The sequence below is a fragment of the Oceanobacillus sp. FSL K6-0118 genome, from assembly GCF_038006665.1.
In the GTDB taxonomy this organism is placed as follows: domain Bacteria; phylum Bacillota; class Bacilli; order Bacillales; family Amphibacillaceae; genus Oceanobacillus; species Oceanobacillus caeni.
The window spans coordinates 2742615-2768204 of the sequence record NZ_JBBOVR010000001.1 but is presented as its reverse complement, the minus strand read 5'-3'; the positions used below and the strand labels follow the sequence as shown (position 1 = coordinate 2768204).

Below are 25590 nucleotides of genomic sequence, written 5' to 3'. Positions count from 1 at the left end.
AGTTCATATGAAAAGAGTTCTAGAGATACTCATTCTCTAGAACTCTTGTTTATACTTCTTCATCTAAAAATTTACTATTTACAAATCCTGTAAAGTCATCGGTTGTAATTTTAACCCAGCCCTCATCATTATCAACATTTTCCACTTCTACTTTTTGATTTAATGTAACAACGCCTACAATCTCACTGTTAGTGTTTGGGTCACTCCTAACATTTAATAAATCCACGTTCACGTACTTTGTAGTTGGCGTAGTTTTATCTTGGTCTTCTTCCGTAGAGACATCATTATCTTTATCCACTTTTTCTACATCTTTTACGTTTTCTTTCTTTTTGTCTTTGTTGTCATTTAAATTTATATTTTCATTCGTTTCCGCTGTTGCAAAATCTGGATTTAAAAAGTTATGCTGCATAATAATAACGAAGGCGATGAAAGCGATGGTTAGTATAAATAATAAAAATGTCAAAAAACCTCGTTTTTTATTCATATTACTTCTTCTCCTATTACATTTTTCTACCAAGAATAGTATACATCAAATAAAAGATTAGTTGAAGTAAAACTCTAATTCTTTAATAGGTTATGTAACGGACAATGGAAACAACAATGAAAGAGACACTTAACGTAGTAAAAACATATAGGAAAGCTATTTTGTACTTTTTGTCGAAAATTAATTCTAATGTTTCATTACCAAAAGTGGAGAATGTCGTGTACGCTCCACAAAAACCTACACCTAATAAGGCCCAAATCGAAGCGGTTATTTGGCCATTCACATGTAGGTAGTAAATAAATGCTAGTAAAAGAGATCCGGAAATATTGGCAATCCACGTCCCTATTAAACGTTTCCCGGTTATTTGTGAGATATAGAATCTAAGAATACTACCAAAAAATCCCCCTAAAGCAACTAAAATAATATTCATTTATTTCATATCCTGCCTTTTATTTGCTAATTTAAAGCCCACATAACAGCTTAGTAAACCGCCGAACATACTTAAACCTACATATAAGATGCTTAGCACGGCATTTTGTTGCCACAATTGAATGGTTTCTAATGCAAAAGTGGAATAAGTAGTAAATGCTCCAATTACCCCAGTTGTAAGGCCAGTTAAAAATTCTGGAGAAAGTTTTTCTTTAATGGATTGGTGTTGTAATAAAAATGATAAAATAAAGCAACCTAATAGGTTAGCAGCTAGTGTGCCGATTGGAAAGTTTTCAAAGTAAGAAAAAGCGGATGAGATTCCATATCGACTAACTGCACCAATCATTCCTCCAATCCCAACCGCTATATATAATTTTCTATTCAATTGTTTTGACAATTTGGACACAATCCATATATTTCGAATTTATGACCTTCAATTGCATAGTTAGCCAAAGATTTCTTGACATCCGCCATAGGACACACATCAATTGCTTTTGTGCGCCCACATTCATTACAGATAAAATGGTGATGATGATGCTTAGCACAGTTCATACGAAAATGCTTCTCCCCATTTAATTCCGTCGTCTCTAATATGCCCATTTCTTTATACAAGTGAAGGTTCCGATAAATGGTATCAAAGCTCACTGTCTCGTTGTCGTTTTCTAGATGTGTAATTAAATCCTTTGCAGTTCGATAACCATCTTGTTCAGAAAAATAGTCTAAAATATCTTTTCTTTTGCCTGTTGCTTTATAGCCATTATGTTTCAAGAGATCTATTGCTTCGTTTACGTTCATTTGATTTCCCTCGCTTTTACAGCTTTAAAAAACTTTAACCGTTTCATTCCGATTGAAATTAATAAAATAAGGATAGATACCATCACGATTGTTCCACCGGGTGGAATGTTTAAATAATAGCCTGATATTAAACCTATAATAATAGCTAATTCACCAAATAGGATAGATAATCCAATCATTTGTTTAAACCCTTTTGCTATGCGCATTGCCGCGGCTACTGGTAGTGTCATAAGTGCTGATACGAGTAATACCCCAACAATACGAATGGAAGCGGCAATAACTAGGGCTGTTAAGACAATAAATAATAAATGAATAGTTTTCGAGTGTAACCCAGATACAGTTGCATGCTCTTCATCAAATGATAAGGTAAATAATTCTTTATAAAATATAGTAACCATAAATACAACAAAAATAGAAATGGTTACAATCATCAAAAAGTCACTTTTACTAACAGCGGATACAGAACCAAATAAATAGTTAAATAAGTCGTTATTAAATCCGTTAGCTAACGCGATAAAAATAACACTTAAACCAACACCGCCTGATAGAATAATAGGAATTGCGATTTCTTGGTATGCCTTATATACACTTCTCAGTCTCTCGATTAGAATGGAACCAATGACGGAGAAGATCATTCCTCCAAGTAATGGACTAAAAGAAATGACAAGTAATTTTTCCAACATTAATCCAAAAGATATTCCTGCAAGCGTTACATGTGAAAGGGCATCGGCGATTAGGGATAGCCTTCTTACTACAATAAAAGTTCCTAGTAAGGGGGCAATAATACCAATTAATAACCCAGTTAAAAATGTATAACGTAAAAAATCATATTGAAAAAAATCAGCTAACAAGGCGACGCCTCCTTTCTAATGGTTATGTTCAACGATATGAACTGGGTAACCGTAGAAATTAGAGAGTTCCTTCTCTGATAAGGAATGGTATTCTTCCGGTTTACCGTGAAAATGTAATGTTTTATTGAGACAAACAATATCGGTAGCATGTTCAGTCATTATACCAGTATCATGCGTAACCAAAAGAAGCGTGATGTTTCTCTTTTCATGTAGTTGGTGTAATAAGTCATAGAAACGCCTTACGTTTTCATAGTCAATCCCGACCGTTGGTTCATCTAATATTAATAATTCCGGATCACTGACAAGTGCTCTAGCAATAAAGATACGTTGTTGTTGTCCGCCTGAAAGATTTCCGATATTCTGGTACGTGTATTCTGACATCCCAACTTGATCAATAGCATGCAGTATTTTTTCTTTATGTTTTTTATTCATAAATTTAAAATAGCCAATTTTAGCGGTAAGTCCTGTTGAAACAACTTCAAAAACAGTTGCAGGAAAGCCACGATTAAAGGAGTTTGCTTTTTGGGATACGAAGCCGATTTTACTTCTTCCTTTAAATTTACTAACAGGTTCTTCATAAATATTGATTGTACCTTCATCAGGCTTTAATATACCAAGCAATAATTTAATTAAAGTTGTTTTTCCGCCACCATTCGGTCCGGTTAACCCCATAAGGGAACCTTGGGGTATTTCGAAATTAATATGATCAAGAACTATTTTATCTTCATAAGCATACGTAACATTTTTCATAGATACTACTGGTTTTCCCAAACGAACACCTCCTAACAATTTATTTAGCTAGTTACTTGATTTAAGGTTGCTAGATTTTTCTTCATTAAAGTTAAATAATCTTCATGATTTCGAATGTCTTCATCCGTTAATACGGCTAAATTATGAATGACTGCTGTTTCCGCCCCGATTTCTTGTTGAATTACTTCAGATAAACGATTAGAAGAATTTTGTTCAAAAATAATGTATTTTAATTTACTCTTTTTTGCTTGATTAATGATATTGGTTAACTCTTTTTGTGATGGCTCACTACTAGAAGATAGCCCATTAATGGCAATTTGTTGGATACCGTATCTTTCTTTCCAATATCCATACGCTGCATGTGTAACTAAAATTTTATTATTTTGTTTGTCTTTAAGCGTGTTTTTAAAGTCCTGATCTAGTTCCAGTAAATCCTCTTCTAATTTTGCAAAATTTTTATTATAAAGTGATTCTTGTTCTGGATTTAAATTAATCAGTTCTTGCTTAATAATATTGGACATTTCTAACATGCGGATTGGATCAATCCATATATGAGGATCATGATCACCATGATGATGTCCATCATGATCCTCATTTTGTTCTGCATGTTCGTCTCGTTCTTCAGATTCCTCTACATGAAAGAGTTCTTCATGTTTACCTAATTCTATTAGTGCCACATCTTGATTACCTAGCGCATCAGCAGCTGTTTCCGCAAATGCCTCCATTCCTGCACCTAAATAAAAAAATGCATCACTTTTAGCAATATTTGTTATATCTTTTGAAGTAGGTTCGTAGGAATGCGCATCTACTCCCGGAGGATAGACGGATTCTACTGTAACACTATCTCCGGCAATCCTTTCAATCGCATATTGAATAGGATAGAGTGTCGTATATACTTTGAGGGATTCATTACTTTTTGTTTCTGATTCATTATTAGAATTACATCCAAACATGGTTGCTGCGATAATAAACAATAGGATAAATACCTTACCAATTCTCATTTAATTTGTCTCCTCTGCAACTAAAATACTTAAATATAATAACGTAATGATTCCAATTTGTAAATAAGAATGATTACGATTATGATATTTTTTTTGAATAAGTTGCGTCTTTTAAGTCCAATGTTTACAGTTATCACCATTTTTAATGAATAAACTTATTGCGAAATATCAGAATATAGTATATAGTGTAAATAGGAAAATAAGTAATTGATATTTTTTTTGAACTTAAAATGAATGAGTATTCACTCAGTATTTCGAAGGGGGATGAAGTATGAATTACAAAGTAAAGAAAGCTGCAGTTTTAGGGTCTGGTGTAATGGGTTCTGGTATTGCTGCGCATCTTGCTAACAATGGAATTCCTGTTTTAATGCTTGATATTGTTCCCAGGGAATTAGCTAATGATGAAGAAAAGAAAGGCCTAACACTGGATCACCCGGCTGTTCGAAATCGCTTTGCAGCAAATGGTAAAAAAGCGTTATTAAAGCAAAAACCTTCACCTATTACATCGAAAAAAAGTCTCGACTTAATTGAAATAGGTAATTTAAATGATGATTTAAAAAAATTATCTGAAGTAGATTGGATTATTGAAGTTGTTCTAGAGAACCTTGAAGTAAAAAAGGATGTTCTCTTAAAAGTAGATCAGTACCGGAAATCTGGATCAATCGTATCCACTAATACATCTGGTATTTCTGTAAATGCAATGATTGCAGACTGTTCAGATGATATGAAAAAACATTTCTTAGGGACACATTTCTTTAACCCGCCAAGATACTTGAAATTACTGGAAGTTATTCCAACGAATGATACAAAACCAGAAGTTTTAACTTTTATGAAATCTTTCGGAGAAGAATTTTTAGGAAAAGGTGTAGTTGAAGCGAAGGATACACCTAACTTTATAGCCAATCGAATTGGAACACATGGATTACTTGTCACGGTTAAAGAGATGTTAAAGAGAGGGTATAGTGTTGGTGAAATTGATTCTGTTACAGGACCAATGATTGGCCGACCAAAAAGTGCAACATTCCGAACATTAGATGTTGTTGGTTTAGATACTTTCATCCATGTTGCTCGAAATGTATATGACCATGTAGATGGAGATGAGAAAGAGGTTTTTGAAGTTCCTAAATTTATGCATCAAATGAATGAAAAAGGTTGGATTGGTGCTAAGGTAAATCAAGGATTCTATTGGAAAAAAGGAAAAGAAATTTTGGAAATCGACCCTTCAACGCTTGAATATGAGGAAAGAAGGAAGCTAAAAACGAAAGTAACAGAGATGGTAAAGCAACAAAAAGGTGTCAATAAAAAGTTGCAGACACTTCTGAATGCTCCGGGAGACAAGGCTAGTGATTTAGTATGGGCTATTTTAAAACCAACATTACTTTATTCAGCCGAACTAGTTGGAGAGATTTCTGATGATATTGTAGCGATTGATCAAGCAATGAAATGGGGATTTGGTTGGGAAGTAGGCCCATTTGAGACTTGGGACGCAATAGGACTAAGAAAATCGGTTGGTCGAATGCAAAAGGAAGGGGATACAGTTCCTAGATGGGTACTTAATCTATTAGAAGATGGATATGAATCCTTTTACAAATATGATAGTCATGAAGATTACTTCTATGATCAAGGAGAATATAAACTCCTTCCTCATAATAAAAAGGAAATTAATATTCAACGATTAAAAGAAAGTAAAGGTGTCATTAAACATAATCCAGGTGCAAGTTTAATAGATATGGGTGATGGTGTTGCATTACTAGAATTTCATTCGAAGAGTAATGCTTTAGGAATAGATTCGATCCAGATGATTCATTCCGCTATTGAAGAAGTAGAAAAAAATTATGAAGGACTTGTTATCGGGAATCAAGGGAGAAACTTCAGTGTCGGTGCAAATTTAGCACTTATGCTTATGGAAGCACAGGATGATAATTTTGATGAACTTGATTTAGTCATTCGCCAATTTCAAAATATAGGAATGAAAATTAAATATAGTGAAAAACCAGTAGTTAGTGCTGTGTTTAATATGACGTTGGGTGGTGGCGCAGAAGTAGCTTTACCTTCTACCTCTGTTCAAGCATCTGCCGAAACGTATATGGGACTTGTCGAAGTTGGAGTTGGTTTAATTCCTGGTGGTGGAGGAACGAAAGAACTTTATTTGAAACAATTACGTCAAATCCCTGAAGGTATATCAATTGATTTAGGTAAGGTAGCGAATGATGTTTTTGAAAAAGTGGCTACTGCTAAAGTTTCGGCATCTGCAGCGGAGGCTATTGAAAACGGATTCCTTGGTAATGGCGATAGTATAAGTGTGAATTCAGACTATCTATTACATGATGCGAAAGAAAAAGTATTAGCTTTATCTAAGACAGGATATAAAGCGCCAATTCGTGAAAAGATCCCTGTTGTTGGGGAAGCAGGATATGCTGCTATGCTGATGGGTGCTAAATCACTTCAATATGGAGGCTATGCATCTGAACACGATATTAAAATCGCGGAAAAATTAGCCTATGTTTTATCAGGTGGACGTATAAGAGAAGGAAGTATCATTGATGAGCAAGTAATGTTGGATCTGGAAAGAGAAGCGTTTTTAAGTTTAATTGGAGAGCCTTTAACTCAAGCAAGAATGCAACACATGCTATTGAAAGGTAAGCCACTACGTAATTAAGGGGGCGGTAAAATGAAAGAAGCTGTTATTGTTTCAGGGGCGAGAACCCCTGTGGGAAAAGCATTTAAAGGTTCCTTAGCAAATACAAGACCTGATGATTTGGCGGCATTAACTATAAAAGAGACATTAAAACGTGCAGATGATTATGATGGAAACATAGATGATGTCATTATCGGTTGCGCCATGCCAGAGGCTGAGCAAGGTATGAATATGGCCCGCAACGTAGCAGGGTTGGCTGGTTTAAGTCATGATGTTCCAGGGGTAACGATCAATCGTTATTGTTCATCAGGTTTACAGTCAATTGCTTATGCTGCAGAAAGAATTATGGTCGGAGCAAGCGATACGATTATTGCTAGTGGAGCAGAATCGATGAGCTTAATACCAATGGGAGGACATGTGATTAAGCCAAACGTGAAATTAGTTGAGAATGCACCCGGGTATTACATGAGCATGGGTCATACAGCCGAGGAGGTAGCAAGTCGTTTTGGCATATCTAGAACTGACCAAGATGAGTTTGCGACAAGAAGTCATGAACGTGCTGCTAAAGCTATTCAAGAGGGACGCTTTACAGATGAAATTGTTCCTGTTGATGTAAAGGAACGTGTTTTAGGAAATAACAATAAAATAGATGAAGAATCCTTTACGTTTAAAATCGATGAAGGAGTGAGACCGGAAACGAGTGTAGAAACGTTATCCAAGTTACGTCCAGCTTTTAAAAATAAAGGGACTGTAACAGCAGGTAATTCCTCACAAATGAGTGATGGAGCTGCTTCCGTTTTAGTAATGGATCGGGAAAAGGCAAAATCAATTGGATTAACCCCAGTTGTTAAATTCCGCTCCTTTGCGGTTGCAGGAGTTGAACCTGAAATTATGGGGGTTGGCCCCGTAGCTGCTATTCCCAAAGCATTACAAATTGCAGGATTGGAATTATCTGATATAGGTTTATTTGAATTAAATGAAGCATTTGCTGCACAAGCAGTACGCGTCATTCATGCTTTGGACTTAGATATCGATAAAGTAAATGTCAACGGTGGGGCAATTGCTCTTGGCCATCCACTCGGCTGCACTGGTACAAAATTAACCCTAACCTTAATGAATGAAATGAAGCGTAGAGATGTTCAATTTGGTGTCGTTACCATGTGTATCGGTGGGGGCATGGGGGCAGCCGGTGTATTTGAACTTTTATAGGATGTTCAAAAAGTACGGTAAAAATGACATGCCCCTGCAAAAGGGGTATGCCGACGTTGGGCGCAAAGCCGCCTTGAACTTCTCGGTCCTTTTTATCCTCCTTTTTGAACACTCAATTTTATAAAAACTAGTAATCTATTTTAGAAAGGATGAAGAAAATGAGTGAAACAAAGGAAAAGTTATTTAAAGGTGGAGCATTTTTAACAGAAGACTTAACAAGTGACGATGTTATAACACCAGAAGATTTCAATGATGAACAAAAACTGATTGCTAAAACAACACATGATTTCGTTGATAAAGAGGTATTACCAAACATAGAAGAGTTAGAAAATCAGAACTTCGATTTAAATAAAAATCTTCTCAAAAAGGCTGGAGAATTAGGTCTACTAGGAGCTGATGTCCCAGAAGAATATGGTGGATTAGGTTTAGATAAGACAAGTTCTGCTCTAATTACAGAAGAATTCTCAAGAGCTGGTGGTTTTTCCCTTTCTTATGGTGCACACGTAGGGATCGGTTCTCTTCCAATCGTATTTTTTGGTAATGAAGAACAAAAGAAAAAGTACTTACCAAAACTTGCAACTGGTGAACTAATTGCAGCATATGCGCTAACAGAATCTACATCAGGGTCAGATGCATTGGGAGCCAAAACAACCGCAGTTTTAAATGAGGCTGGAACACATTATGTATTAAATGGCGAAAAACAATTTATTACGAATTCTGCTTTTGCTGATATATTTGTAGTCTATGCAAAGATTGATGGAGAACACTTCAGTGCCTTTATCGTTGAACGAGACTATCCGGGAGTTTCTACTGGTGTGGAAGAAAAGAAAATGGGAATTAAATCATCCTCTACACGAACGCTAGTTTTAGATGATGCACAGGTCCCAGTAGAGAATCTTTTAGGTGAAAAAGGGAAAGGACATAAGATAGCCTTTAATATTCTTAATGTTGGAAGATATAAATTGGCCATTGGTGGAATTGGTGGGGCAAAAGATGCTCTTGAAGCTAGTGTGAAATATGTAAATGAACGTAAGCAATTTAATACGAAGATTTCTAGTTTTTCTTTAACACAGGAAAAACTTGCTACGATGGCTGCAAGTATCTATGCTAACGAAAGTTCTGTATATCGTACAGTTGGATTATTCGAACAAAGAATGGGAGCTTTAACAGATGAGCAATTAAATGATGGAAGGGAAGTAGCTGCAGCTATAGCCGAATATCAAATAGAATGTTCATTAAATAAATTTACGGCTACAGAAGTATTGGATTATGTAGTAGATGAAGCAGTTCAACTACATGGTGGAAATGGATTTATTCAAGAATATGCAGTTGAAAGAATGTACCGAGATTCAAGAATTAATCGTATTTTTGAAGGAACAAATGAAATTAACCGATTGATTGTACCTGGAACTTTATTGAAGAAGGCGATGAAAGGTGAATTACCTTTAATGCAACAAGCTCAAGATCTTCAAGAAGAATTAGTAACGAAGATGCCTGAACAGGTTGGAACTGGTACATTGGAACAAGAGAAATACTTACTTAAAAATGCGAAGAAAATCGTATTGTTTGCTGCAGGGTTAGCTGTTCAAAAATACCAGCAAAAGATTGAATTTGAGCAGGAAATCCTTGTGAACTTGGCAGATATGGTTTCCGAGGTTTATAATATGGAAGCGGCTATTCTACGGACAGAAAAGGCAATAAAAAAATCCGGAGAAGCAGCTAATAACCAAAAACTTCTTTATACACAAGTGTACGTACAAGAAGCATTTAATCGTGTGGAAGCTGATGCGAAAGAAACGATTATCGCTGCCAGCGAAGGAGATACTTTACGTATGATGTTATCTTCCTTACGTAAATTAACACGTCACAACCCATTTAACGTTGTGAAGAAAAAGCGTGAAATTGCCGCTAAAATTATTGAAGAAGAAAAATATGTAGTTTGATTTTGAAAGAACAAAGGCGCTGGAGCTGGACGTGGCCTTCTCTGAATAATTATCCACATGCAGCGAATTTTATAATTCCCTGGTAAACAAAGAAAAAGATATGATTCCCGAAATATAATGGGAATCATATCTTTATTTGCTTTTCAGGTTGAGTTGTACTGATATTCAGCGAGTGAATACTGATAACTTGGTATGAATGCTATAGTTTCATGTTTGATTCTAGTAAAGTCTATCTATCGCCAGTGATAAGTCAAACTAATGTATTTAGCTGGAAAACATGATAAGATAGAAGAAATGATCATGAGCAAGGAGTGTACATAATGGCATTAACTTTTTACTGGTATCCAAACTGCGGAACATGTAAAAAAGCAAAAAAATGGTTTGATGATAATCAAATAGAGTATCATGCAATTCATATTGTAGAAGAAACACCTACAAAAGAAGAGTTATTAAGTCTCATAAAGAAGAGCGAATTACCTGCAAAGAAATTCTTTAACACAAGTGGGAAAAAATATAGAGAATTAAATATAAAAGAAAAGATTAAGGATGCATCCACAGAGGAAATGGCAGAAATTTTATCTTCAGATGGGATGCTAATTAAACGTCCGATAGTTACAGATGGAAATAAAGTAACGGTTGGATTTAAAGAAGAGATGTTTACAGAAAATTGGTTATAGAGGTTGTTCAAAAGTCTGGTGAAAAAAACACTGCGAATTTAGCTGATCTTGGCCCTTTTTGAACAGCATTATAAACATAAGTTTTTCCTATAAGTAATAGGATTATACAAACGAACATTTGGAGGGATAGATGATGAGTTTACCAAAAGATTTATTATATTCAAAAGAGCATGAATGGGTAAAAAAAGAAGGGGATAACGTACGTATTGGGATTACGGACTTCGCACAAGATGAACTAGGAGATATTGTATTCGTGGAACTGCCTGAAGTGGGCGATGAGATTAAATTAAATGAACCATTCGGTAGTGTTGAATCAGTTAAAACGGTGTCTGAGCTATACGCTCCAATAACCGGAAAAGTAGTTGAAGTAAATGATGAATTAGAAGATCATCCAGAATTTGTGAATGAGTCACCTTTCGAAAAAGCATGGATGATTGTAGTAGAACCATCAAGTGAGTCTGAATTAGATTCAATGTTGAAGCCAAATGAGTACGAGGAACTAATAGATAATTAAAACAAAAAAACATGGCTAACGTACATTTATTCTAAAAAGCGTATAGTTATCCTCCATTTTATCATATACTTATGTAAACAGGATACTTATAACGAGCATCTTACTTGCTTACATGGGGAGTGCTGTGTGATGATAACGTCTGATTCGGAAAAAGTAATCATTGTAGAAGGGTTGACCGATAAACGTCAAATCGAAAAAGTTATCAATGACGACGTAACGATTGTCTGTACGAACGGTACACTAGGAGTAGAGCGATTTGACGAGATGTTAGAAATGTATCAATTAGATGATAGGGATGTTTTTATTTTAGTGGACGAAGATCGTTCAGGAATAAAACTCAGAAAGCAGCTTGCGCGTGAATTACCACATGCTGATCATATTTATGTAAGTAGTGAATATAGGGAGGTTGCAACAACACCCGAACATATCCTTGCAACTACACTAGTTGGTAAACATTTCTCAGTTAACCCTTTATTCTTAATAAAAGAATTTTAAATGATTATTCGTTCAATTTAATCGGTATAGGGTGGTTTCATTGCAAGAAATAACAGAACAAGCATTAAATGAAGAAAGATATCTATTATATATTTACACCCCTTTTTGCGGAACATGTAGTGTGGCAAGAACGATGTTAGAAAAAATCGAATCTGTTCATAAAGAAACCATTTTTTATGAAATGAATGCATCGTATTTTCCAGAATTTATGTATGACAACAAGATTGAAAGTGTTCCATGTTTACTTATTAAAGAAGAAAATCAAATAAAAGAAAAAATCTATGCTTTTAGGTCTATAGGAAATATTTATCGTTATTTAATTCAGTATAAGCCAGAGTTATTTGGAAATAACTGAAGTGAAATCGACAAAAGCAGGTTTATTTTTGATCGGTAGGACAGAAAATACTCTCCTATCTGTCTGAGTTAACTAAGGCATTCTCTTAAAAAGCTTGACGACATGCCAAGTTTCCTAAGGGGATATGTAACTTTGCTTCGTTATTTGACAAACCTAAGGGCATAGTGCTATCATGGTTTTAATATTATACTAGTAAGCTATCAATCTCTTATCAAGAGCGGTGGAGGGACAAGGCCTGAAGAAACCGCGGCAACCTTCAAACAATGTTGTTTGAAAAAGGTGCTAATTCCTGCAAAGCATATTGCTTTGAAAGATGAGAGAATGGAATGACATAGTAAGCGTCTTTCTGTTCTCATGTTCAGAAAGGCGTTTTTTATTTTAGTATACATTTGTATCACACGATTATTGCAAGTATTTCCAATGCTAGATGTTGTATACTAAAAGAGATTCTAGCTGAATGAAGGAGGATTCGTTTTGATTTCAATTAAAGGGTTACGTAAGGTTTATACATCAGACAATAAGAAATTAACAGCGGTAGATGATTTAACCCTTGATATAGAGAATGGTGAGATTTTTGGTGTCATAGGCTACAGTGGTGCTGGAAAAAGTACATTCGTACGACTACTAAACCGCCTGGAGGAACCAACTGAAGGAAATGTTATTATTGATAAACAAGAAATCACCTCATTAACAAAGAATGAGTTGCGCTCCGCACGAAAGGAAATTGGGATGATTTTCCAACACTTCAATTTGTTATGGTCCCGTACGGTTGAAGATAATATCTCTTTTCCACTTGAAATTGCAGGGGTTTCCAAAGAAAAAAGAGTAAAAATAGTCCAAGAATTAATTGACTTAGTAGGGTTATCTGGTAGAGAAAAAGCATACCCTTCTCAATTAAGTGGAGGTCAAAAGCAACGTGTTGGGATAGCACGTGCATTAGCAAACAATCCGAAAGTATTGCTTTGTGATGAGGCAACTTCGGCACTAGATCCAGAAACAACCAATGCTATTTTAGATTTATTAGTCGACATTAACCAGAAGCTTGGTCTCACAGTCATTTTGATTACTCATGAAATGAATGTGATTCGTAAAATTTGTAATAGGGTTGCCGTAATGGAAAAAGGGAAAATCGTGGAGCAAGGTGATGTCCTTGATGTTTTCTCTCATCCCAAACAACCTGTGACGAAAAAATTCGTAGCTCAGTTAATGGAGCCGGGTTCTGAAGATGAAACAGAAGATATTGAGAATCTGTTACATAATGTAAACCATGACGGTGTTCTATTACGTTTGCGTTTTATCGGAGAGTCAACAAATCAGACTTTAATAAGTCAATTAGCGAAGAAATTCCCAATTGACATTAATATTTTGCAAGGTAAAATTACGCAGACACAAACAGGTGGATTTGGAACATTAATTACGCAATTTATAGGTAATGAAAAAGATATTAGTAATGCGATTGAATTCATTCACCATGAAACCTCAGTAGAAGTGGAGGTTATACGTAATGCTGACTAATATAAAGATGGAAGATATATGGACTGCAACTTATGAAACCTTTTATATGACTATTATCGCACTTATTGGTACAGCTATTATAGGTATTATCCTTGGTTTACTATTATACTTAACATCTAAAGATGCAATTTGGGAAAATACAACTTTTAACGTTATCGTTGCGAGTATTGTCAATGTCTTTAGAGCTATTCCTTTTATCATATTAATACTATTACTTTTCCCATTTACGAATTTTCTTGTAGGAACGGTTCGGGGACCTACAGCTGCTCTACCGGCCCTGATCATCGGATCGGCACCTTTTTATGCTAGATTAGCTGAAATTGCTTTTCGTGAAGTAGATAAAGGGGTAATCGAAGCGGCAAAATCTATGGGGGCAAAAACAAGTACGATTATTTTTAAAGTGCTTATCCCTGAATCAAAACCAGCTTTAGTTTCTGGTTTAACCGTAACCGCCATAGCATTAATTGGGTATACCGCAATGGCAGGTGTTATCGGCGCCGGGGGACTAGGGGACTATGCATATTTTTACGGATTCCAGAGAAGGCAATTTGATGTTGTTTTACTATGTACGATTCTGATTTTAATTATCGTTTTTATTTTCCAATTTATTGGAGACTATATCACTAATAAAATGGATAAAAGATAGACAAGCTTAAACGGGCAGTAAGACCCCCACCTCAAGCTTAAGGGGAACAAAGAAGTCAACTACCCGTTAAGATCCGATAAAAGCGACTAACCATCAGTGGGGATGTAGGAAAATCCCTACTGATGGAAGTCTTCTTTATAAGCAAAAAATAATAAGGGGAGAGAGTAAATATGAAGAAATTATTAGGTACATTACTAGTCTTACTTTTCACCATCGTGTTAACTGCTTGTGGTGGATCATCAGATGAGAATTCAGCAAATGAATCAACAGAGGATGCGGAAATCACCATTGGCGCTTCTAGTACCCCACATGCTGAAATTTTAGAAGAGGCAAAACCACTCTTAGAAAAAGAAGGTATTACATTAAATATTGAAGAATACCAAGATTATGTTTTTCCAAATGATGATTTGGCAAATGGCAAATTAGATGCGAACTTTTTCCAACACATTCCATATCTAGAGCAAACAATTGCTGACACTGGAAATGATTTAGATTATTTTGATGGAATTCATGTAGAGCCAATGGGTGTTTATTCTAAAAATATTAAAAGTATAGAAGATATTCCTGATGGCGCAGAAGTCATTATGAGTCGTTCTGTTGCTGACCATGGTCGTGTCCTTGCATTGTTCGAGGCACAAGGTTTAATTACGTTAGATAAGAATGTTAAAAAAGCGGAAGCAACGGTAGACGATATTGTGGATAATCCTCATCATTTAACATTTTCACCTGACGTTGATGCAGCATTCTTACCAGAAATGTATGAATCAGAAGCAGATGCTTTAGTAGCAATTAATACGAACTATGCCATTGAAGCAGGATTAAATCCTTTAGAAGATGCAATATTTATTGAAGATGAAAATTCACCATACTTGAACGTAGTTGCTGTTCGCGCTGAAGATAAAGATAATGAAGCAATTAAAAAATTAGTGGAAGTTCTTCACTCAGAAGAGATTCAAAACTTTATATTAGAAAAATATGATGGTGCAGTAGTTCCAGTAGGACAAAATGACAAATAAACATTAGTATTTGGCAGGATAATAAAGCAATTTTGTATAACTTAATCATATATGAATGGAAGAGTGTTATACGTTCATGAATCGAACTATATCCATTGAATTTCATGTTGTAAGATAAAACATCAAGTGCTAAAATTATTTTATACCTTTTGAAAGGATGATTAAGTTATACATGAAGTATACACATGAAATGGAAAAAGCCATGGAAAAGTCACATGGGATGAACTATTCTGAATATGAAAGAAAACTCTCTAATCGTATGAAAGTTGAAAGACGTCGTGAACAAGACTACGCATTGAGTAAAAAAATTGTTGCAGAGGCTACATCTCAAATTCATAAATAAATTAAAAAATGCTGGTGCTTACTTAGTGCCAGCATTTTTTGATAAATTTTGTCTGTCTGGGCTCGAATACTCGCCCCAACGTAATGATTTGCATAAGTGCAACTATGGTATCGTCCAAGTTTTTTAAGTAAATATTGGATCAAATTTAGCAATTCTGCATTTTAAGTTATATTTTTTGCTTTTATCTTATAAAACCTATATTCTAGAGTCTACTAGTTAATAAGTTGATAATTAATTGGAAATGCTTTAAGATTGTAATGAGAATAGATTGAGAATGGATTAATATTCATTTCAACATAGTTAAAATATCAGTCTTTGGAGGTATAATTATGGCAGGATCAGTTTTAGAAATCAAAAATCTACACGTTGAAATTGAAGGAAAAGAGATTTTAAAAGGTGTAGACCTTACTATAAAAAGTGGAGAATTCCACGCAATCATGGGACCGAATGGTACAGGTAAGTCAACACTTGCATCTGCAATCATGGGACACCCAAGTTATGAAGTAACGGAAGGTAGTATCACGCTTGACGGAGAAGATGTATTAGAAATGGAAGTAGACGAACGTGCACGTGCAGGTCTTTTCTTAGCTATGCAATATCCTAGTGAAATAACTGGGGTTACTACTTCTGATTTCTTACGTTCTGCAATTAATGCTCGTCGTGAAGAGGGAAGCGAAATTCCTTTAATGAAATTCATCAAAGAATTAGATAAGGACTTAGACTTCTTAGAAATTGATCAAAACATGGCTACAAGATACCTAAATGAAGGATTCTCAGGTGGAGAGAAAAAACGTAACGAAATCCTTCAATTAATGCAATTAAAACCTGAAATTGCTATTCTTGATGAAATTGACTCTGGACTAGATATCGACGCATTAAAGGTTGTTTCTAAAGGAATTAACAAAATGCGTGAAGAAAATCTCGGTTGCTTAATCATCACACACTACCAACGTTTACTTAACTACATTTCTCCTGACTTTGTTCATGTTATGATGCAAGGACGTGTTGTTAAATCAGGTGGACCAGAACTTGCTAAACGTTTAGAAGCGGAAGGCTATGACTGGGTCAAAGAAGAATTAGGAATCGAAGACGAAACTGTAGAACAAAATGCGTAAACGTTAGGAGGACTAAAATGACTGTTGAAACAAAGCTTCCATATAATAAAGAATATATTGAGCAAATTTCAACCAACAGAAACGAACCATCATGGTTGAAGACATTGCGTTTAGAGGCATTGGAACAAGCAGAAAGATTAGAAATGCCTAAACCAGATAAGACGAAAATTACTAGATGGAATTTTACCCACTTTAAACATGAATTCACAGAAGGAGAAGCAATTTCATCTATTAAGGATTTGCCTGAAGTATTACAAGAATACTTTGATCAAAATAATATTCCAGAGAATTTAATTATTCAACGAAATAACTCTATTGCTTATGCAACGATTAACGATGATTTGAAGAAGCAAGGTGTTATTTTTACGGATATTTTCTCAGCACTTGAACAACACAGCGACTTAGTAGAAAAATATTTTATGAAAGATGCTGTACAAGTTGATCAAAACCGCTTAACTGCATTACATGCTGCTTTAATGAACGGTGGGGCATTTATTTATGTACCAAAAAACGTACAAATCGAAGAACCATTACAAGCAGTATTTTGGCAGGAAGATGCAGAGCTAGCATTATTTAATCATGTTCTTGTCGTTGCGGAAGAAAACAGTAAACTTACATTCGTAGAAAACTATATTTCAAGTGATGGCAATCAAGAAACCATTGCAAACATTGTAGAAGAAGTAATTGCAATGGATAATGCGAAAATCTCATATGGTGCTGTTGACAATCTTTCATCTGGTGTAACTTCATATGTTAACCGTCGTGGTGTTGCTAATCATAATGCAACCATTGATTGGGCTCTTGGACAAATGAATGACGGAAATACTGTTTCTGAGAACATTACTTATCTAATGGGAAATGGTGCAACATCCAATGCGAATGCAGTATCTGTTGGACTTGGAAAACAAATTCAAAACTTTACTGCAAGTATTATTCAACACGGAAAAGCGACAGAAGGTTTTATCCTACAACGTGGGGTTATGAAAGAAAGTGCGACTACAATTTTCAATGCAATTGGTAAAATTGAACATGGTGGAACGAAGGCTAATTCTGAACAAGAATCACGGGTATTAATGCTTAGCCCGGATGCTCGTGGTGATGCCAATCCAATTTTATTAATAGAAGAAGATGATGTTACTGCAGGTCACGCAGCATCTGTAGGCCGTGTAGATCCATTACAGATGTATTATTTGATGAGTCGTGGTTTATCAAAAGAGGAAGCAGAAAGACTTGTTGTACATGGTTTCTTAGCGCCAGTAGTAGATCAATTACCAATTGAATCAGTTAAGAAACAATTGAAACAAGTGATTGAAAGGAAAGTATATTAATGGATATTAAAGCCATTAGAGAAATGTTCCCTATTTTAGATCAAGAAGTTAATGGAAACCCATTAGTCTATCTAGATACATCTGCAACATCTCAAAAACCATTACCGGTAATTAAAGCAGTGGATGATTATTATCGGAATAATAATTCTAATGTCCATCGTGGTGTGCATACATTAGGTACAAGAGCGACTGATCAATATGAGGGAGCTAGGGAAAAGGTTCGAGCATTCATTAATGCTGAAAGTGCTGCTCAAGTTATCTTTACCCGCGGAACGACTACTTCCATAAACTTCGTTGCCTATGGATATGCACGACCTAACTTAAAACCAGGTGATGAAATAGTTATTACACCAATGGAACATCACAGTAATATCATTCCTTGGCAACAAGCTGCAAAAGCGACGGGTGCTACATTAAAATATATTCCCCTTCAAGAAGATGGAACGATTTTACTTGAAGATGTTCGGAATACAGTAAGCGATCAAACAAAAATCGTAGCAATTACCCATGTATCGAACGTGCTTGGTACCATCAATCCTGTAAAAGAAATTGCTAAAATAGCGCATGATCATGGTGCGATTATTGTTGTAGATGGAGCACAAGGTGCACCACATATGAAGGTAGATGTTGTAGACTTAGATTGTGATTTCTACGCTTTCTCTGGTCATAAAATGTGTGCCCCAACTGGAATAGGGGTACTATATGGGAAACGGGAGCTATTGGAGAAAACAGAACCTGTTGAATTCGGTGGGGAAATGATAGATTTTGTGGATTTATATGATTCCACCTGGAAAGAACTACCTTGGAAATTCGAAGGTGGGACTCCAATTATTGCTGGTGCAATTGGATTAGGTGCTGCCATTGATTTTCTAAATGATATTGGAATGAATAACATTTATGAGCATGATAAAAAATTAGCAGATTATGCACTGGAAAGATTAAGCACGATTGATGGTATTACCATTTATGGACCTGAAGAGCGCGGAGCACTTGTTACATTTAATTTAGATGATGTTCATCCACATGATACTGCAACAGTTCTAGATGCTGAAGGTATAGCTGTTCGAGCAGGTCATCATTGCGCACAACCATTAATGAAGTGGCTTGATGTTACGGCTACTGCTCGTGCAAGTTTTTATCTGTATAATACGTTGGAAGAAATAGACACCCTAGTCGATGGACTTTTAAAAACGAAGGAGTATTTTGGGAATGTCTTTGAATAATCTCGATACACTTTACCGACAAGTTATTATGGATCATTATAAAAATCCTAGGAATCGTGGAGTTGTAGAAGGAGAATCTGTCTCCGTTGACATGAATAATCCTACTTGTGGTGACCGAATCCGACTACAATTAAAAGTGGAAGATGACATTGTAAAAGATGCGAAATTTGAAGGAGAAGGATGCTCCATTAGCATGTCATCTGCATCCATGATGACACAAGCAGTAAAAGGAAAAAAAATTGAAGATGCCTTGGAAATGTCTCAACTTTTTTCGGATATGATGCTTGGAAAGGAATTAAAAACAGATTTAGATTTGGGAGATATTGAAGCTCTTCAAGGAGTTTCTAAATTTCCCGCTCGTATAAAGTGCGCTACATTAGCTTGGAAAGCAATGGAACGAGGCGTTAAAGAGGAGAATTAGGACTGTAGGCCATATATGATAGGTATGCTACTAAGATGAATCTACAGCTAATACCTAAAGGAGGTTTTTTAATTGTCTAAGAAAGCACCTGAAATAGAAGAGTATCAATATGGATTCAGGGACAGAGACGTTTCTGTATTCCGTACAGAAAAAGGTTTAACTCGTAAAGTAGTAGAAGAAATCTCAAAAATGAAAGAAGAACCTCAGTGGATGCTAGACTATCGTCTAAAAGCATTGGAACATTTCTATAAACGTCCAATGCCACAATGGGGTGGAGACCTCACTGAGTTGGATTTTGATGAGATTGTATATTATGTAAAACCATCTGAAAAACAAGGTAAAACTTGGGATGAAGTACCAGATGAAATTAAACAAACATTTGACAAACTTGGTATACCTGAAGCTGAACAAAAATATTTAGCTGGTGTTTCTGCACAGTATGAATCTGAAGTTGTTTATCATAGCTTGAAAGAGGACTTGCAAGAATTAGGTATTGTCTTTTTAGATACGGATACAGCATTAAAAGAACATGAAGAACTCTTTAAAGAATATTTCGGTACCGTTATTCCATATTCTGATAACAAGTTTGCCGCATTAAACTCGGCTGTATGGTCTGGTGGATCATTTATTTATGTCCCTAAAGGAGTTAAAGCAACTACTCCATTACAAGCCTATTTCCGTATTAATTCAGAAAATATGGGACAATTTGAAAGAACATTAATCATCGTTGATGAAGGTGCATCCGTACACTATGTGGAAGGTTGTACAGCTCCTGTTTATACAACGAATTCCCTTCACAGTGCGGTTGTGGAAATCATCGTTAAGAAGGATGCATATTGCCGTTATACAACCATCCAAAACTGGGCTAACAACGTGTACAATCTAGTTACAAAACGTGCGACATGTGATGCGAATGCTACGATGGAATGGATTGATGGAAATATTGGATCTAAACTTACCATGAAATATCCAGCTATCCACTTAAAAGGTGAAGGTGCTCGTGGCAATACGATTTCTATCGCTATTGCAGGTAAAGGTCAAGTACAAGATGCTGGTGCGAAAATGCATCATTTAGCACCTAATACATCTTCCACAATTGTGTCTAAATCATTCTCTAAGCAAGGTGGTAACGTAACTTATCGTGGTTTAGTTCATTTTGGACGTAAAGCAGATGGAGCACGCGCGAATATTGAGTGTGACACGTTAATCTTGGATAACGAATCCAAATCTGATACGATACCATATAATGAAATTTATAATGACAATATTTCATTAGAGCACGAAGCTAAGGTTTCTAAAGTTTCTGAAGAACAATTATTCTACCTAATGAGTAGAGGTTTAACAGAAGAAGAAGCAACAGAAATGATTGTAATGGGCTTCATTGAACCATTTACAAAAGAGCTTCCAATGGAATATGCAGTAGAGATGAACCGTCTAATCAAATTCGAAATGGAAGGTTCTATTGGATAAAGTTCTAAACCCAGAAAAGAGAAAAAACTTCATTAGTTCATACAAACGTATAACCTTCTAGTAAGAGCTACTCTTACTAGAAGGTTATTTAAAAGGCTCTACGTCAAGTGACGTTGGTACTGTATTTTAGTCGACTTTTAATATGTATTTGATTATCACACTCTAGGGAAGCTATGCTACTCTAGAGTGTGATTTGTTTACTACGGGTTTCAGTTTAAAATGTAATCTTATTCGGTTTTTGTAATGCTTAAAATTCCGATAGCCATATGCAATCCGATTGAGTACCTTGATTTTATTGTTAATACCTTCAATTCGCCCATTGTTATACGTATATTGAAAACTGTTTTTCGTATAGGGCAAGTGCTTTCTTAATGTTTTAATGCTTGTTCTTAAATAGGTTGATGACTGGGTTGGACACTTTTTGTTTAATGTGTTCTCTAATGCATGATAGTCCTTTTCGTCAATTGCCTCCAACAGGTCCTGATATATACCATAATTGACTTTAAGTTCCTCACTATAATCCAACATTTCTTGCACTATTGAACTTTCAAGACGTTGGCCAAATAAGCCGTAATATTTATATTCTGTATAAGATAAACTCGATCTTTTTTTCAGTAAAAGCTTCCAATAACGTTTAAGGCGGCGATACTTTTTCTGATCTTCCCCATTAGATGTTCTGAGTTGGTTCATGATTTTAACACGCGTTTTGTTCATCGCTCTTGATATGAGTTGAACTAAGTGAAAACGATCAATAATAATATCTGCATTTGGAAACATCTCTTTTATCAAACTTACATAACCTGCGTTCATATCGATTGTCACGGTTTCTACTCGTTGTCTAGCTGATAAGCTATAATTTGTGATGAAGTGATCTGTAATAGACCGGTTATCACGACTATTTAAAATGTCTAAGATGTCACCCGTTTCAACATCGATATATTCAAAAGCCATCTTGCCCTTGGCATACTTAAATTCATCAAACGATAGATGCTTAGGTAGGGCTTTATAATGCGGTTTATATTTATTTGCTTCTTTATTAATGATTCTCTGAACAGTTGCCTCAGATACACCACAATCCTGGGAAATATCTTTAACGGACTGCGCTCCAGCTGATTTAATCATGATTTGGGCTTCTGTATTTGAGGATATAAAACAATGACGCTTTACGATATTTGTTTGTGCAGTAAAACTAACACCACAATGTTTACACATAAAACGCTGCTTACTTAATAATAAATATGTTGGATAAACTCCCATGGTCGGAATGGTAATACGAGATAATTGTGTTCCGTTTTTATAAATAGAAGAGCCTACTTTCTCCACCTGGCAATTTGGGCATTGATCTGCATCATATGTTAATTTCGCCTTAATAAATTTACAAGACTTCCCTTTATGTTTGCCATACGTTACTGCATTTTCGCTCATATAAATATTTTTATCTTGAATATCTAACATATTTCTAATATCATTTGATATAGACAAGTGAGTTCCCTCCTAGGAATGGTTTTCAGCGACTTTAATTCTACAGGGAATCTCACTTGTTTTCTATTTATAAACACAAAAATGACGTAGGTGAGTTTTTCCCACCAACGTCATTTATTGTACAACCATTTAAAATTATTGATAAATGTAAAAGCGTTATAAGAAAATACGCTTTTATAACACTAGAGAGGATAACGTTTTAAGCAAAACTGTATCCAATTTACGAATATCGTATGTCAGTTTCGTTTGACTCAGAGTAATATATCCCCAAACCAATTGTGATTACCATAACACTGAAAAACCAGCAATCACAACCACTGAAACCCTCAACTATATAATAATGCCATTTATGTTCCTGTTGTTAACAAATACGGGTGATTTTAATCGTTGCAAAACCGACTGATTTTCCTTTCATCATCATAAATATAATTATTAAACTTAAAATGAGTAACAAAAGCTTTATTTTTTTCCCTTGCTTGACTTCGTTTTAGTGTAAAAAAGATAAACAATGTTCGCAATTACTAATATTATTGCAGCGGTTAAAAAACCAAGTAAAGTGTATATATTAAGATCGAATATTAAGGTTAAAATAGTCCCCCCCAACAAACGCACCTATGCCTACTGTACTAAGATACCACCTCGATCTGTTTTTTGAAGACATAACAAATCTTCTCCTTCCCCACGTTAAGAAGTATACGTGTCTGAGAAACTTACCATAGCACTTGGATCATAAAAATATTTTTCCGCTAGTGTTAGGTAAATCATGCCATTCATACATCATATTATTAATTTACCCCTTCTAAGAAGGCGATTCAATCTAAACAAATCTTTATTTTAGTGAATGAAATGTGACAAGCAATTAAGAAGAATGCTATACTCTCATGTTTGACACTAAAAATCGCCAAAAACACTGCTAAATCAATGTTTATGGCGATTTTTTTAAGGCATAAAACTGCGTACTATTTTTCCCTTTTGGTTTGTTTAAAAATTTTTTTCATATTTTTTTGAGTAACTATTTCGTAGTCAGTTCTAAAGCCAAATGCATCATGTAATGCATCCGTAATTTCTGTTCGAGTATATACAGGTATGTATCCTTCTCCATCCAATTCTAGCATGTTCATATTTCTTAACGTACTAATTAATTCAGGACATGTAAATCTTTCATCCAACTTTTTTTCTAGAATGCGATAGATCAATAAGGACAAAAAGCATGTTAGAAAATGTGCCTTTATTCGGGTTTCTCTTTGCAAGTAAACTGGTCGAGCCTGGAATTCACTTTTTAGTATTCGGAATGTCTCCTCAATCTCCCATCGCCCATGATTTATCTTAATTATTTCCTCAATAGTTGATTCTAGATTGGTACATACGGCATAAAATCCATCATACATGGATTCGTTATCAATCTGTTTCTGATTCAGAGTTGCTTGCGTCTTATCCGCAATTTCACCATTGTCTGTTACATGTGTCGCTTTAATGAATCTCTTTGGGTCATTCTGATTATGTTTATTCAACGAGCTTGGATTTTCCATCTTTTTCTTCGCTCGTTCAACTTGTTTAGCTCGAATGGATGATTGATAACGCTGATAAACAGGGGAGTAGGTGACAATTAACTTTTGTTCTAGATCATTTTCCTTGATCCAACGCTCTTTGTAGTACGTTCTCTGGTCATTTTCGAGATTGCGAATGTCATTCAAATTTATCTTTTTATTACTTCCTGGTATTCGCCACCCTTCAGGATCCAGAGACCATTCCTTCAAAAATTTCTTCAGTTTTTTGATAGACTGCGTAGTTACAAAGGCGCGTTTTCCTCGAGTATTATATATCCGATTCTTATTTGAAGATAGACCGGCATCTGTACATACAACAAATTTTGAAAGGTTAAAGTCCTTTAAAATACGACGTTCCAACGGTTTCAAGGTTGTTTGTTCATTTCTATTTCCAGGTGTCATACTAAAAGCAAGTGGAAGGCCTGACCCATCCATGAACAGTCCCATTTGAACAATTGGGTTGGGGCGATTTTCTTTAGAAACTCCATATTGTTTTAAACCGTCTTCTTCTTCGATTTCAAAGAAAAAGTTTGTGCAGTCATAATATAGAATCTGTGTGTTTCTATCCACTACATTTAGACTGTTTTTATACACCATTTCCTCTATGTAATCTGATTGCTCGGCGAGGACACCAAGTGCCCGATAAATTTGATGTGACTGAAAATGTGCAGGTTCAAGTAAGTCTTTCGAATGTTCAAACGTTCCTTTTTTAGAGGTCGGATGTAGAATCCGTAAATAAAGAAGGCGCGAAAGTATTTCATTCAGATCATATTTGAATTCATACTCCTGAGATATCTTCTGGCAAATTTTATCCAGTTTTAACCCATGGTAAATAGATTGTAAAAAGAGGTAACCAGCATTAAATAGCGTCTGTTTATTCAATGGTATTTGCTTGGCAGGACTGTATTTGGTGACGATTTTATAGTTTCGTTCCTTTTCTTCCAGTGTTAACTTTTTAGCGTATTCTTTTGCCCAGGTATAGGGATCCACACCAGGATGCTTTTCTAAAATTTCTTTGTCATTTCCCAAGGCTTCAACAACTTTGGTTGTCCTTTTATTGCCCCGATAAATATCTTTAATTACAAAATAAGACTTGGAATTTTTAGAACGACTCACTTTAATACGCATAAAATTACCCCCAAAGCAGCTAATGTTACCTTAATTATAGTATATTACGAAATGTTACGCAATAAAATTATGAAAAATTTGACAAAAAAATAAAGCCGTACCAAGGCTTTTGCGCGTTTTTTTTATTTTAGGGTGTCAAACTCCCGGGCGATTCAATCTAAACAAATCTTTATTTTAGTGAATGAAATGTGACAAGCAATTAAGAAGAATGCTAT

At 35.3% G+C, this 25590-nt stretch carries 25 protein-coding genes and 1 riboswitch; of the genes, 16 read left to right on the top strand and 9 right to left on the bottom strand.

What is annotated here, in order from left to right; translation table 11 throughout:
* Positions 1 to 49 precede the first annotated feature (49 nt).
* The 7 genes from MHI02_RS14155 to MHI02_RS14125 all read right to left on the bottom strand — a co-directional run bounded on the left by MHI02_RS14155 (position 50) and on the right by MHI02_RS14125 (position 4310).
* Complete coding sequence (locus MHI02_RS14155) at positions 50 to 484, bottom strand: SH3 domain-containing protein (protein ID WP_047184654.1); 435 nt, start codon at positions 482 to 484, stop codon at positions 50 to 52.
* Between the two features lie 82 nt (positions 485 to 566).
* On the bottom strand, positions 567 to 914 hold the full coding sequence (gene crcB / locus MHI02_RS14150; protein WP_341165994.1) for a fluoride efflux transporter CrcB: 348 nt from the start codon (positions 912 to 914) through the stop codon (positions 567 to 569).
* Positions 915 to 1310, bottom strand: a complete 396-nt coding sequence (gene crcB, locus MHI02_RS14145; protein WP_240473188.1) for a fluoride efflux transporter CrcB — start codon at positions 1308 to 1310, stop codon at positions 915 to 917.
* Complete coding sequence (locus MHI02_RS14140; protein ID WP_047184651.1) at positions 1295 to 1708, bottom strand: Fur family transcriptional regulator; 414 nt, start codon at positions 1706 to 1708, stop codon at positions 1295 to 1297. The genes crcB (MHI02_RS14145) and MHI02_RS14140 overlap by 16 nt, the downstream gene beginning before the upstream one ends.
* Positions 1705 to 2559 (bottom strand): metal ABC transporter permease, encoded by an 855-nt coding sequence (locus tag MHI02_RS14135; protein ID WP_047184650.1) that lies wholly within the window; start codon positions 2557 to 2559, stop codon positions 1705 to 1707. Before MHI02_RS14135 ends, MHI02_RS14140 begins: the two co-directional genes overlap by 4 nt.
* Positions 2560 to 2574: 15 nt before the next feature.
* A complete protein-coding gene (locus MHI02_RS14130; protein ID WP_111014430.1) occupies positions 2575 to 3330 on the bottom strand; it encodes a metal ABC transporter ATP-binding protein in 756 nt (251 codons plus the stop codon).
* Positions 3331 to 3353: 23 nt separating this feature from the next.
* Positions 3354 to 4310 carry a metal ABC transporter solute-binding protein, Zn/Mn family gene (locus MHI02_RS14125; protein WP_052771675.1) on the bottom strand — a complete coding sequence of 319 codons (957 nt, stop codon included), beginning with the start codon at positions 4308 to 4310 and terminating at the stop codon, positions 3354 to 3356.
* Between the two features lie 271 nt (positions 4311 to 4581).
* Here MHI02_RS14125 and MHI02_RS14120 point away from each other — a divergent pair, with 271 nt between their 5' ends.
* The 16 genes from MHI02_RS14120 (at position 4582) to sufB (ending at position 21218) form a co-directional block, all read left to right on the top strand.
* Positions 4582 to 6969, top strand: a complete 2388-nt coding sequence (locus MHI02_RS14120; protein WP_047184649.1) for a 3-hydroxyacyl-CoA dehydrogenase/enoyl-CoA hydratase family protein — start codon at positions 4582 to 4584, stop codon at positions 6967 to 6969.
* Between the two features lie 12 nt (positions 6970 to 6981).
* On the top strand, positions 6982 to 8157 hold the full coding sequence (locus tag MHI02_RS14115; protein ID WP_047184648.1) for an acetyl-CoA C-acetyltransferase: 1176 nt from the start codon (positions 6982 to 6984) through the stop codon (positions 8155 to 8157).
* Between the two features lie 158 nt (positions 8158 to 8315).
* Positions 8316 to 10100, top strand: a complete 1785-nt coding sequence (locus tag MHI02_RS14110; RefSeq protein ID WP_341165993.1) for an acyl-CoA dehydrogenase family protein — start codon at positions 8316 to 8318, stop codon at positions 10098 to 10100.
* A gap of 320 nt (positions 10101 to 10420) precedes the next feature.
* Positions 10421 to 10777, top strand: a complete 357-nt coding sequence (locus MHI02_RS14105; protein WP_047184646.1) for an arsenate reductase family protein — start codon at positions 10421 to 10423, stop codon at positions 10775 to 10777.
* A 133-nt stretch (positions 10778 to 10910) separates the two neighbouring features.
* On the top strand, positions 10911 to 11291 hold the full coding sequence (gene gcvH / locus MHI02_RS14100; protein WP_047184645.1) for a glycine cleavage system protein GcvH: 381 nt from the start codon (positions 10911 to 10913) through the stop codon (positions 11289 to 11291).
* Between the two features lie 129 nt (positions 11292 to 11420).
* Positions 11421 to 11786 carry a toprim domain-containing protein gene (locus MHI02_RS14095; RefSeq protein ID WP_047184644.1) on the top strand — a complete coding sequence of 122 codons (366 nt, stop codon included), beginning with the start codon at positions 11421 to 11423 and terminating at the stop codon, positions 11784 to 11786.
* Positions 11787 to 11817: 31 nt separating this feature from the next.
* A complete protein-coding gene (locus MHI02_RS14090; RefSeq protein ID WP_225344122.1) occupies positions 11818 to 12141 on the top strand; it encodes a thioredoxin family protein in 324 nt (107 codons plus the stop codon).
* Positions 12142 to 12346: 205 nt separating this feature from the next.
* A riboswitch (SAM riboswitch) is annotated at positions 12347 to 12461 on the top strand.
* Positions 12462 to 12615: 154 nt separating this feature from the next.
* The gene (locus MHI02_RS14085) at positions 12616 to 13656 is read left to right on the top strand and encodes a methionine ABC transporter ATP-binding protein (protein WP_047184642.1); all 1041 of its coding nucleotides are present in this window, start codon (positions 12616 to 12618) and stop codon (positions 13654 to 13656) included.
* Positions 13646 to 14302 (top strand): methionine ABC transporter permease, encoded by a 657-nt coding sequence (locus MHI02_RS14080; protein WP_047184641.1) that lies wholly within the window; start codon positions 13646 to 13648, stop codon positions 14300 to 14302. Before MHI02_RS14085 ends, MHI02_RS14080 begins: the two co-directional genes overlap by 11 nt.
* A gap of 170 nt (positions 14303 to 14472) precedes the next feature.
* Complete coding sequence (locus tag MHI02_RS14075) at positions 14473 to 15318, top strand: MetQ/NlpA family ABC transporter substrate-binding protein (protein ID WP_047184640.1); 846 nt, start codon at positions 14473 to 14475, stop codon at positions 15316 to 15318.
* 172 nt (positions 15319 to 15490) lie between these two features.
* On the top strand, positions 15491 to 15661 hold the full coding sequence (locus MHI02_RS14070; RefSeq protein WP_165589169.1) for a hypothetical protein: 171 nt from the start codon (positions 15491 to 15493) through the stop codon (positions 15659 to 15661).
* A 329-nt stretch (positions 15662 to 15990) separates the two neighbouring features.
* Positions 15991 to 16776, top strand: coding sequence for a Fe-S cluster assembly ATPase SufC (sufC, locus tag MHI02_RS14065; RefSeq protein ID WP_047184639.1), 786 nt, complete (start codon positions 15991 to 15993; stop codon positions 16774 to 16776).
* Between the two features lie 17 nt (positions 16777 to 16793).
* Positions 16794 to 18104, top strand: coding sequence for a Fe-S cluster assembly protein SufD (gene sufD / locus MHI02_RS14060; RefSeq protein ID WP_047184638.1), 1311 nt, complete (start codon positions 16794 to 16796; stop codon positions 18102 to 18104).
* A complete protein-coding gene (locus MHI02_RS14055; protein WP_047184637.1) occupies positions 18104 to 19327 on the top strand; it encodes a cysteine desulfurase in 1224 nt (407 codons plus the stop codon). Before sufD ends, MHI02_RS14055 begins: the two co-directional genes overlap by 1 nt.
* Positions 19314 to 19748 (top strand): Fe-S cluster assembly sulfur transfer protein SufU, encoded by a 435-nt coding sequence (gene sufU, locus MHI02_RS14050; protein ID WP_047184636.1) that lies wholly within the window; start codon positions 19314 to 19316, stop codon positions 19746 to 19748. Before MHI02_RS14055 ends, sufU begins: the two co-directional genes overlap by 14 nt.
* A 72-nt stretch (positions 19749 to 19820) precedes the next feature.
* Positions 19821 to 21218: a Fe-S cluster assembly protein SufB gene (gene sufB, locus MHI02_RS14045; protein WP_341165992.1), complete on the top strand. Its 1398-nt coding sequence runs from the start codon at positions 19821 to 19823 to the stop codon at positions 21216 to 21218.
* A 171-nt stretch (positions 21219 to 21389) separates the two neighbouring features.
* Here the strand turns inward: sufB and MHI02_RS14040 are convergent, their stop codons facing one another.
* Complete coding sequence (locus tag MHI02_RS14040) at positions 21390 to 22700, bottom strand: ISL3 family transposase (RefSeq protein WP_047185367.1); 1311 nt, start codon at positions 22698 to 22700, stop codon at positions 21390 to 21392.
* A 959-nt stretch (positions 22701 to 23659) separates the two neighbouring features.
* Positions 23660 to 25375, bottom strand: coding sequence for an IS1634 family transposase (locus MHI02_RS14035; RefSeq protein ID WP_047184088.1), 1716 nt, complete (start codon positions 25373 to 25375; stop codon positions 23660 to 23662).
* Positions 25376 to 25590: the final 215 nt, after the last annotated feature.